This is a genomic window from Mesorhizobium sp. M7A.F.Ca.CA.001.10.2.1, assembly GCF_003998575.1.
GTDB lineage: Bacteria > Pseudomonadota > Alphaproteobacteria > Rhizobiales > Rhizobiaceae > Mesorhizobium.
Genome location: NZ_RZQY01000177.1, coordinates 1 through 9,708 on the forward strand (window position 1 = coordinate 1; position 9,708 = coordinate 9,708).

General features: G+C 62.7%; 10 protein-coding genes. 3 read left to right on the forward strand and 7 right to left on the reverse strand.

Annotation, left to right across the window (positions count from 1 at the left end; all coding sequences use genetic code 11):
- A partial coding sequence (locus EN964_RS13855; protein WP_127276445.1) for a response regulator occupies positions 1-381 on the forward strand: 381 nt, incomplete at its 5' end.
- Positions 382-493: 112 nt separating this feature from the next.
- Here EN964_RS13855 and EN964_RS13860 read toward each other — a convergent pair.
- The 6 genes from EN964_RS13860 to EN964_RS13885 form a co-directional block, all read right to left on the reverse strand.
- Positions 494-904: a hypothetical protein gene (locus EN964_RS13860; protein WP_127271289.1), complete on the reverse strand. Its 411-nt coding sequence runs from the start codon at positions 902-904 to the stop codon at positions 494-496.
- A 210-nt stretch (positions 905-1,114) separates the two neighbouring features.
- A complete protein-coding gene (locus EN964_RS13865; protein WP_127268957.1) occupies positions 1,115-2,425 on the reverse strand; it encodes a flavin monoamine oxidase family protein in 1,311 nt (436 codons plus the stop codon).
- 98 nt (positions 2,426-2,523) lie between these two features.
- Positions 2,524-3,582 (reverse strand): dipeptidase, encoded by a 1,059-nt coding sequence (locus EN964_RS13870; protein WP_127268955.1) that lies wholly within the window; start codon positions 3,580-3,582, stop codon positions 2,524-2,526.
- A gap of 139 nt (positions 3,583-3,721) precedes the next feature.
- Positions 3,722-4,021, reverse strand: coding sequence for a GNAT family N-acetyltransferase (locus EN964_RS13875; RefSeq protein WP_013529296.1), 300 nt, complete (start codon positions 4,019-4,021; stop codon positions 3,722-3,724).
- Between the two features lie 2 nt (positions 4,022-4,023).
- Positions 4,024-4,644, reverse strand: a complete 621-nt coding sequence (locus EN964_RS13880) for an alpha/beta hydrolase (RefSeq protein ID WP_127268953.1) — start codon at positions 4,642-4,644, stop codon at positions 4,024-4,026.
- Between the two features lie 4 nt (positions 4,645-4,648).
- Entirely contained in the window at positions 4,649-5,581 is a 933-nt protein-coding gene (locus tag EN964_RS13885) for a VOC family protein (RefSeq protein ID WP_127268952.1), read from the reverse strand.
- Positions 5,582-5,807: 226 nt separating this feature from the next.
- Between EN964_RS13885 and EN964_RS13890 the strand changes: the two genes are divergently transcribed.
- Positions 5,808-7,376: an alkaline phosphatase family protein gene (locus EN964_RS13890; protein WP_127271286.1), complete on the forward strand. Its 1,569-nt coding sequence runs from the start codon at positions 5,808-5,810 to the stop codon at positions 7,374-7,376.
- Between the two features lie 48 nt (positions 7,377-7,424).
- Here EN964_RS13890 and EN964_RS13895 read toward each other — a convergent pair whose 3' ends face one another.
- Entirely contained in the window at positions 7,425-8,762 is a 1,338-nt protein-coding gene (locus EN964_RS13895; RefSeq protein WP_127269169.1) for a PRC-barrel domain-containing protein, read from the reverse strand.
- Positions 8,763-9,017: 255 nt separating this feature from the next.
- Between EN964_RS13895 and EN964_RS13900 the strand changes: the two genes are divergently transcribed.
- Positions 9,018-9,708, forward strand: a 691-nt coding sequence (locus EN964_RS13900; protein WP_127276447.1) for a diacylglycerol kinase family protein, incomplete at its 3' end; no start/stop codon positions are given.

Consider the following 9,708-nt stretch of genomic DNA (forward strand, 5'->3'; position numbering starts at 1 on the left):
GCCTTGATCATCGACGACGAGCCGGATGTCGCCGGCTCGCTCTCCGACATTCTCGAGCTGATGGGCATCAAGTCGCGGATCGTTCCTGTCTGGGAATCGGCCGCCGCCACTTTGAGCGGCCACATGCCGCCGGACATCGTCTTTTCGGACCTGCGCATGCCCGGCGTCAGCGGCATATCGATCTATCGCGAGCTGCTCGCCGAAAAGCCTGACCTGGCGCGGCGTTTCGTGCTGGTCACAGGCGACCTGATCGGTGCGAAAGCCGAAATCGAGGCCCTGCCGGCACAGCAGCGGCCGCAGATCCTGGAAAAGCCGTTCAGCACGCTTGATGTGCGCAGTGTGCTGTCTGCCATTGCCGAACAGGCGGCCTTTAAAGGATAAAAAAGAGGCCCCCGGGGGCGGGGGCCGAAGAAGAGCGCGCTGGAGGGAGCGCTCGGGGAGTCCAGAACATGATCCCAAAACGGGAACGGTTTCGGATCGTGCTACGACAAAATCAGAAAATATTCGGCGTGTCGGCCAACGGTGCGGCAGTGGCGATCATGCGGATGGCGCGGCTCTTGTGTGTTCCGGACTGTTCGGCGATTGCGCGCAGGCAATCGATACTCTCGGCACCCCAGGTCTGGCCCTTGCAGGCGAAGTCGGTCACCGGTACCGGCAGACGCGCGGTCCTGGTCGTCGTCTGCGCGCCGTCGATGAGATTGGACGGCGGATTCAACGAAGCGAAGGCCGGCCCGATTGTCGGCGTGAACGCCATGCCGACGAAGGCGCAAGCAGCCAGCACCATGAACATCGCCATGGGGTGGTCGCTGGCCCGCTGGCGCAGCGCCAGTTTCGGACGGCGGTCATTGCGCTCTGGAGCCTGAAGGCGGCTCTCGCCGCGGATCGTCTGGATTTTCGCATGCATTGCCTTCCCCTTCGCTGAGTTTCTTTTGGCGGTGAAATGAACTTATCCGCACTTTGTAACGACGATGGGGTGGCGAAGGACTGGCACTGTAACCAATTCGAAACAGCATTCGGGCGAAGTCGGGCAAAATCGGGCATAGCTTCGACGGCGCTCGGGCTCGAGGCGCAACCTGACCCGATCTTGCCAAACAGTTTTTCGAAAAGACCAGGCTCAGACCGGAGCTTGAAGCTCGGCAATGATCTTGTGCGCGGCGATACGCCCGGCAATGATGGCGCCCTCGACATACCCCGGAAACGACGGCGAGAGTTCTGAACAGGCGAGATACACCGGCGGTGCGCCGGCAAGGATCGTTCGCTCGGCATCTCTTGCTGTCACGTCGACAACAAGATCGCTGTACGCGCCGCCGCTCCAGCGATCTCCTACCCAGTCACGCAAACTGAAATCGATGACATCACCGGCATCCGGGCCAAGGGCTGCCTCCAACCGGCCGGTCACCTCCGCACGCAGTTCCACCTCGCCGAGGTCACGCCAGCGCAGCGCGAGCGACCCGCCGACGAACACGACGAGCGCGGCATGCTCCGCATCCTTGCCGGCGTCGCAGGCAAACAGCCCCGGCGGATCGAGCCACATCACCATGCCGTTCAAATCCCGCCCGCGCCAAAACGGTTTGGCATAGCGCACCAGGATCTTGATAGCCGCGCCGCTTTTCCAGGCGCCGAGCGCCCGCCCCAGTCCAGATGGCAAGGCGGGGGCAAAGGCGAGCTCCGTCACCGTCGCCGGGGGGACGGCAACCAGAACCGTGCGCGCCTCGATGGCACCCCCGGCCGAAACGACAAGAACACCTTGCGAACTATACTCGATGCGCGTGACCGGCTCGCTGAGCCGCAACCGATCACTGAGGTCGCGGGCCAGATCGTCGGCCAGTGAATGCATGGTTTCGCGCACGAAATATTGCAGCTCCGGCACCTCGTTGGTGACGCGTCGGTCATTGTCGATCAGATACCAGAGAGGAATCTGATCCAGCGTCATGCACCAGAGACCTTCGATCATCGAACGGAAGACGGCCCTGGCGTCGGCCGAATCGCGCTGGCGGGCAAGCCAGTCGGCAACGGTCAGTCCGGCAATCGAGACGTCGTCCGGATCGATCCCGTTCATGCGCTCGCGGATTGCCATTGCCGCGTCATAGATCCGCTCTGCTCGTTGTACGGACATCGTCGGCTGGGTGATGAAATCGCCATCGACATAGGTTTCAACCAGCGTCTTGCCGCGCGCCTCGATCAGCGCCATCAATTCCGGCATGTCCTCGCACAGGAACTGGCCGCCACTATCGATCCGTTCGCCAAGTCCGTTCAGGCGGGACTCGACGCGTCCGCCGACGCGGTCGCCTGCTTCGAGCAGAATGAAATCGATGTCGGCCTTCTTCATCTCGAGCGCCGCCGACAGGCCTGTGAAACCCGCACCGACGATGACGACATCGGTTCGCTCGAATTCGCCGCCCTCATCCGTGAAGGTCTTCAGCATTGCCGGCTATCCACCCAATCGCATCCGGCTTCCACCGACGAAGTATGTCCTTGTCGACATATGCCGGCGGGCCGCACACGCCATGCCGCAGGCTGTCTCTAACCTATCGTTTTCTCGAGCATATTGAGCCAGTTGCGATAGGCGATTTTTTCGATCAGTGCGCGGCCGAAACCGCGTGCCGCCAATGCATCGATCAGCTTCGGCAGGCCGGCGACATCCCCGATGACGGCCGGGATCATGGCGCCGTCGAAATCGGAGCCAAGACCAACGCCGTCCTCACCCAGCGCCTGCAGCAGCGAATCGATATGCCGCACCATGATGTCGAGGCTTGTGTCGGCATTCATGCGACCATCCTCGCGCAGGAAGCCGGTTGCGAAGTTCAGCCCGACCATGCCGCCGGTTTCGCGGATCGCGCCGAGCTGCCAGTCGGTCAAGTTGCGCGAATGGCCGCAGATCGCGTGCACGTTGGAATGGGTCGCGACCAGCGGCGCATCGCTGAGCGCCGCGACATCGCGAAAGCCCTTCTCGTTGAGATGCGAGAGGTCGATCATGATCTTCAACTGGTTGCAGGCCTTGACCAGCGCCTTGCCGGCATCGGTGAGGCCGGGGCCGGTGTCGGGCGAGGACGGGAAGCGGAACGGCACGCCGTGGCCGAAGGCGTTCGGCCGGCTCCAGACGATGCCGAGGGAACGCAGGCCGGCTTCATGCAGCACGTCGAGCATGGTGAGCTCGGGATCGATCGCCTCGACCCCTTCGATGTGGAACACTGCGGCGATCGAGCCTTGCGCCATGGCACCGCGCACATCGCCGGCGCTGCGGCAGACGGTGAGCGCTCCGGCCCGTTCCAGCCTGAACAGGATCGAGGCCATCGCGATGGTCGAGGTCAGCGCCTCATTGCGCGGAACCTCGGGGGGCAGCGGTTCGGCGGCGCTCGGCGCCAGGGGCACGGCGCCGCGCCTGGATTTCTCGACAGGTGGCGGAAAGATGGCGAACATGCCCCCGGCGAAGCCGCCGGCTTTCGCGCGCGGCAGGTCGATATGGCCGCCCGATTTCCCCTCGATGAACAGCTTTTCGACGTCCGTGTCTTTCGACTGATAGAGTCTGAGCAACGTATCATTGTGGCCGTCGAAGACGGGAACGAGATCGGTTTCGGTCATAGGGGATCATTCGGTTCGTTTGTCGGCGGCGGCTGAGATATACCATACCTACTTAGGCAGGATGCGCCACCCGCGCAAATGCCAGACCGCCCCGGGAGGATGGCAGCCGCTTGCCGCAACGTTTCAGGCAACGAAATCCCTACCGCTTCAGCACGTCGGCCCATTCCTGATGGCGGCGGAACTGGGCGTTGGCGAACGGGCAGAGCGGGATGATCTTCTTACCCGCCGCACGCGCATCCTCGACGGCGCGGGTGACGAGGCGAAGCCCGGCACCCTGGCCGCGAAAGACGTCCGGCACTTCGGTGTGGTCGATGATGATCTGGTGCTCACCGATCTTGGTGAAGGTCATCTCGGCCTCTGCGCCATCGGGTCCACGCAGGACATAGCGGCCCTTGGAACCGCGATCCTCAAGTTCGATCTCAGGCAGTTGGTCAGGCATCGCTATGCTCCTTGGGCAGCATCGGCAAAGAACCGCCGTGCCGCCTCGATCTCGTTTGGCCGCACCTCGTGCCCGCCATCGTGCCATTCCACTGTGACATCGGCGCCGTCGGCACGCAAATAGGCCTCGAGCCGCGTGGTCAGGTTCGGCGGGCAGATCGGATCGCGCTTGCCGGCGGTCATCAGAATATGGCGGCCGGCGAGACTGCCCTTCACCTGCGGCTCGAACGGGATCAGCGGATGCATCAGCACCGACGCGTCGAACAGGGCTGGAACCGCGAACACCACCGAGGCCAGGACATTGGCGCCGTTGGAATAGCCGAGACCCAGCACGGCCGATGGCTTCGCTGCTTCGACATGGGCCTTGACGAAGCCCGCCATCCTGATCGTCGCCCGTGCCAGATCCTCCATGTCGTAGACGCCCTCGCCGGTGCGGCGGAAGAAGCGCGCAGCACCTTGTTCGGACACATCGCCGCGCGGCGAGATAATGGTTGCCTGGGGCGCGAGATCGCGCCCCAGCGACAGAAGCTGGCTCTCATCGCCTCCAGTGCCATGGAAGACGAACAGCAATGGACCACCCGGCGAACCGGGCAGCAGCTTGTAGATGTAAGCGTCCTTGCTCATGACCTCAGCCTTCCAGTCTCTGCAGATGCTGTTCCAGATACGGCCGCAGGTGCTGGTGCTGCGACGGCAGCTTCAGCGCCTCGCCCAGATGAGCGGTATCCTCGTCGCGATCGAAACCCGGCTCGTTGGTGGCGACTTCGAACAGCACGCCACCCGGTGTGCGGAAATAGATCGCCCAGAAGTAGTCGCGATCGATCACCGGCGTCACCCCATAACCGGTGTCCATCAACGCCTTGCGTACCTCGAGCTGCCTGGCGCGGTTCTCGACCGCGAAGGCGACGTGATGGACAGAGCCGGCACCGAGATCGGCGAAGGCCGTGCTCGGCAGCGATTCGATGTCGATGACGTCGGCGCCATTGCCGTTCTTCACCGCCAGCCGCCTGAGATTGCCGGACTTGTCGACTTCCTCATAGCCCATGAACTTCAGCAGCTCCTCGGTGGCGCCGCCATCCTTCAGCCTGAGCGATACCGAATGTAAACCGCGGATCGCCTGGTCGACCGGAACACCGCCTTTCGCCCAGGGTGCTCTGCCGTCACCCTTGCCCTCGACCAGCGCGAAGCCGTCACCATCCGGTCCGGCAAAAGCCAGGCGCTTCTCGCCGAAGGTCTCTTCGCGCGACAGGCCGGTGACGCCCTCATCGGCAAAACGGCTTTCCCAATAGCCAAGCGTGCCTTCCGGCACCGAGTAGACGGTGGTTCCGACTTCCCCGACCCCATGCCGGCCCTTGCCTATATCGGGGAAAGGGAAATAGGTCATCACCGAACCCGGCGTGCCGGTCTCGTCACCGTAATAGAGGTGGTAGACGTCGGGCGCGTCGAAATTGACGGTCTTCTTGACCCGGCGCTGGCCGAGTTTCCTGGTGAAGAATTCGTTGTTCTGGCGGGCATCCCTGGCCATCGATGTGACGTGATGCAGGCCCTTGATCTGGTCGAGCATTGTCTTGCTCCTTCCTTGGTGCATGTGCGGCCCTCGCCGCTGTCCACGCCAATATGAGGACCAGAGCAGTTTAGGCAAAGGCGGCAAACACAGAATGGACTGTGTCGTAAAAGTGAACGATGGAACAAGGTTCGTTCACCAATTGGCCCGCAGAGTCGGGCTTGCGCCGTGGCCGGAATTCGGTTCCATGAACGGCGTTCGACATCCCGCGAAAAAGGTATCGTGAGTGACTGGAAAAGCCAGGCGGCCCAACATTCTCCTGATCACATGCGATCAGTGGCGTGGCGATTGTCTGTCCGCAGCCGGCCATCCGGTCGTGCAGACGCCCAATACCGACGCTTTGGCCGCGGAGGGTGTGCTGTTCAAGCGGCACTATGGCGGCGCGGCACCCTGTTCGCCCGCTCGCGCCTGCCTCTACACCGGCCTCTACCAGATGAACAACCGCGTCTGCCGCAACGGCACGCCGCTCGACGCTCGCCACGGCAACATCGCGCTCTCGGCTCGCGCCCTGGGCTATGATCCGACGCTGTTCGGCTACACCGACGTCTCGCTCGATCCGCGCCTGCTGGCGCCGGGCGATCCGCGGCTGCAAAGCTATGAAGGCGTGCTGCCGGGCTTTACGGTGCGCCAGTTGCTGCCCGAGCACCAGAAGCAATGGCTATCCTGGCTGGAACTGCAAGGTGTCGACGCCAGCGCCGGGTCCCCCGACATCCACCGTCCGCTGGCCGACGGCGTGGCCGGGACCATCAGCAACGCGCCGCCCGTCTACTCCGGGCAACAAACGCCGGCGGCTTTCCTGACCGGCGAATTCACGCGTTGGCTTGGCGAACAGGAGGACGCCACGCCGTGGTTCGCGCATCTTTCCTTCATCAGCCCGCACCCGCCTTTCATTGTGCCGGAGCCCTACAACACGATGTACGATCCGGCTGACAGCCCGGCCTTCCGGCGCGCGGCAAGCTGGCACGAAGAGGCGGAAAACCATCCCTATCTTGCCTATGATCTCGGCCGGCAGAAACAGATAAAATTCCGCCCAGACGCCAGAGGCAAGGTGCACGACTGGAGCGATGACGATTTTCGCCGCATCCGCGCGATCTATTACGGCATGATTTCCGAGGTCGATGCGCAACTCGGCTGCGTCTGGAAAGCGGTTAAGGCCGCAGGCGCGTGGGACGACACCATCATCGTTCTGACCTCGGACCATGCCGAGATGATGGGCGACCATTTCATGCTGGGCAAGGGCGGCTATTTCGACGGCAGCTACCACATTCCGCTGATCATTCGCGATCCGCGCCAAGGCAAGGCGACCGGCGGCAGTGTCGACAGCTTCACCGAAGCGGTCGACATTTTGCCGACGCTTCTCGACCTGCTCGGCCAAAAGCCCGCGCCGCATCTCGACGGCGCCTCGCTGAAGCCGTTCCTGGGCGGAGAAACCCCTACGGCCTGGCGCGATGCCGCACATTGGGAGTTTGACTTCCGCTCGATTGCCGCGGGCGAGGCCGAAAACCATTTCGGCATCGCCGCACGCCAATGCAACCTCGCCGTTATCCGCACGGAGCATTTCAAATATGTGCATTTCGGCGGCAATCTGCCGCCGCTGCTCTTTGATCTAAAAAGCGATCCGGGCGAGCTGGACAATCTCGCGGCCGACCCCGGCCATCTCACCGTGCGCCTGGAATTCGCCGAACGGCTGCTCGCCTGGCGGGCCGAACATCTCGACCAGTCGCTGGCGCTGGCCGAATTGACCCAGAACGGCCTCGTCGGCCATGCCGCTGGCCTGCCACCTGGCCACACATAAATAAAGCCCGCGCCGTTGCCAGCGCGGGCTTCATTGGGCTGAACAGAATTACCTTACGATCATGCGCTGCTGATCGCGCTGTTCGGCGTAACTGCCTTTATCATAGGCGGTTTGAGCCTCGAGCTGTTCCTTGGTGAAGGTCGTGTAAAGATATTTGTTGCCGTCCTTGTCGGTCATGAATTTGAGATTATCCATACCAACCGCGACCTCCTTTTCACCGACGCCTAAGAAGCCGCCAACGTCGACGATCACCGCGTCCGTCTTGTTGTCAGGCGCAAGCACGACATCGCCGATTTCGCCTACCCTGGCGTCGTTTGCGCCGTAGACAGTCGTGCCCTTCAGGTCATCGGCACGAATCTCGCCGACCGGCATCTCGGTCAACGTCGACTTGTCGATGGCGGCAGTCTGTGTCTGGTCGGGAGCCGAGGCGTCAGGGGTGGTCGCTGCCGGAGCTTCGGCGGTCTTATCTGCCGGAGCGACAGCAGGAGCCGTCGTGTCGGACGGCACAGCAGCCGGAGCGGTGGCCGCAGGCTCGTTGGAAGCCGTCGTGGCCGGCGCCGGATCATAGGCCTTGCGGTCGAAATCGGGCTGCGCCTGCAGCTCTTCCTTGGTGGTCTGGGCCACCAGCCAGCGGTCGCCATTCTTCTCGGCCCACTGCGCCTTAGAGAAATCATAGGTGACATTCTTGGCGCCGAGGCCAAGGAAACCGCCCACGCCGATGACCAGGGACTCGGCCTTGCCTTCCTTGGTCAGCACGATGTCGTTGACGTCGCCGATATTCTGCGCGTCATCACCGGTTCCGTTATATACGTCTTCACCGATGATGTTGGTGGCAAGGTTACCGTCCGCGCGCTTTACCGGTTCCGCCGGAGCGGCGTTCATGTCGGCCGGCTTTTGTGCCGTATCCGTCGTAGCAGGTGCCGTAGGTGCGGTCGCGTCGGTCGATGCCGCAGGTGCGGGGGCCGGACTGTAGGGCTGGCTGTCGAATTCCGCCTGAGCGGTCAACTCGTCCTTGGTCGTCTGGGCTACCAGCCAGCGGTCACCATTCTTTTCGGCCCACTGCAGCTTGCCGTACTCGAAGGCGACGCTCTTGGCACCGACACCCAGAAAACCGCCAACGTCGATGACGACGGATTTCGCCTGCCCATCCTTGTCGAAGACGACGTCGCTGACATTGCCGATGTTCTCGGCATCATCGCCGGTGCCGTTGTAGACGGATTCACCGATGATGTTGGTGACGATGCTGCCCTCTGCGCGGACCGTCGCGGCGCCTGACTCCTGAACGGCTGGGCTCTGTGCCGGCGCCGGGGTCGTCGCGCTCTGCGCATATGCGCCCGTCGCGATCAGTGTTGCGAGTGCGGTCGTGGCTAAAAGATTGCGGATCATGATAGTCTCTCCTCGTGCCTGATCTCATGCGCCGCGTCTTCGCCGGAAAGTCGGACGCGGCATCTACAGGTTCACAACGTTGTGACCAGTCTGTTGTTCCGACAAAACCGCGCCGTCCGGAAATCGAAATCACAGAAATGATCGAGCGGCTTAGAAGCCCGTTCGTGTCAAGGGAACCTTTTCCGTCGCCGCCGCGTTTCAGCCATCGGCTGGGCGTGTCCCGGCCACTTTTTGGCTGACATGGTGGAGCGGGGTATGAAATTCGCAGCGGTGCTGAACCGGGATGGCGGCACTTTGCGCACCACCGACCTCGTCGCCTTCTCCGACAGGATGCATCAGACGCTGGAGACGGCAGGGCACTCGCTCAGCATCGAAATTGTCGCCGGCAAGGACGTGGTGGAAACGCTCGACAGCGCGGCTTCGCGTCGCTCTGTCGACGTCGTGCTGGCGGGTGGCGGCGATGGGACCATTTCCGCCGCGGCCGCGCGGCTGATGGGCACGAAGAAGGCGCTTGCCATATTGCCGGCCGGCACCATGAACCTGTTCGCGCGGGGGTTGGGCATTCCGCAGTCACTCGATGGAGCGCTGAAATCCTTCGCCGACGGCGAAATCATCGCGGTCGACGTGGCGACAGCCAATGGCCAACCTTTCATACATCAGTTCTCGATCGGCATGCATGCAAAGATGGTGCAACTGCGCCAGAAGATGGAGTTCGGTTCGCGGTTGGGAAAGATCCGCGCCTCGGCCAAAGCGGCTTGGGCGACGATCAACAATCCACCTGCGATGAATGTGACGCTCAGCATCGGCGAAGCCGAAATGGCGGCACGCATCACCGGCATCGGCATCACCAACAATTTGTTCGGCGAAGGCCATTTGCCTTACGCCGACAATCCGGCGGGCGGCGTACTCGGTGTCTATGTCACGGTGGCGAAGCAGCGCGCCGAAC

Bases quoted from the DNA above. Each gene is read 5' to 3' on its own strand.
- EN964_RS13860 (WP_127271289.1), bottom strand. From the start codon at position 904: ATGCATGCGAAAATCCAGACGATCCGCGGCGAGAGCCGCCTTCAGGCT.
- EN964_RS13865 (WP_127268957.1), bottom strand. From the start codon at position 2,425: ATGCTGAAGACCTTCACGGATGAGGGCGGCGAATTCGAGCGAACCGAT.
- EN964_RS13870 (WP_127268955.1), bottom strand. From the start codon at position 3,582: ATGACCGAAACCGATCTCGTTCCCGTCTTCGACGGCCACAATGATACG.
- EN964_RS13875 (WP_013529296.1), bottom strand. From the start codon at position 4,021: ATGCCTGACCAACTGCCTGAGATCGAACTTGAGGATCGCGGTTCCAAG.
- EN964_RS13880 (WP_127268953.1), bottom strand. From the start codon at position 4,644: ATGAGCAAGGACGCTTACATCTACAAGCTGCTGCCCGGTTCGCCGGGT.
- EN964_RS13885 (WP_127268952.1), bottom strand. From the start codon at position 5,581: ATGCTCGACCAGATCAAGGGCCTGCATCACGTCACATCGATGGCCAGG.
- EN964_RS13895 (WP_127269169.1), bottom strand. From the start codon at position 8,762: ATGATCCGCAATCTTTTAGCCACGACCGCACTCGCAACACTGATCGCG.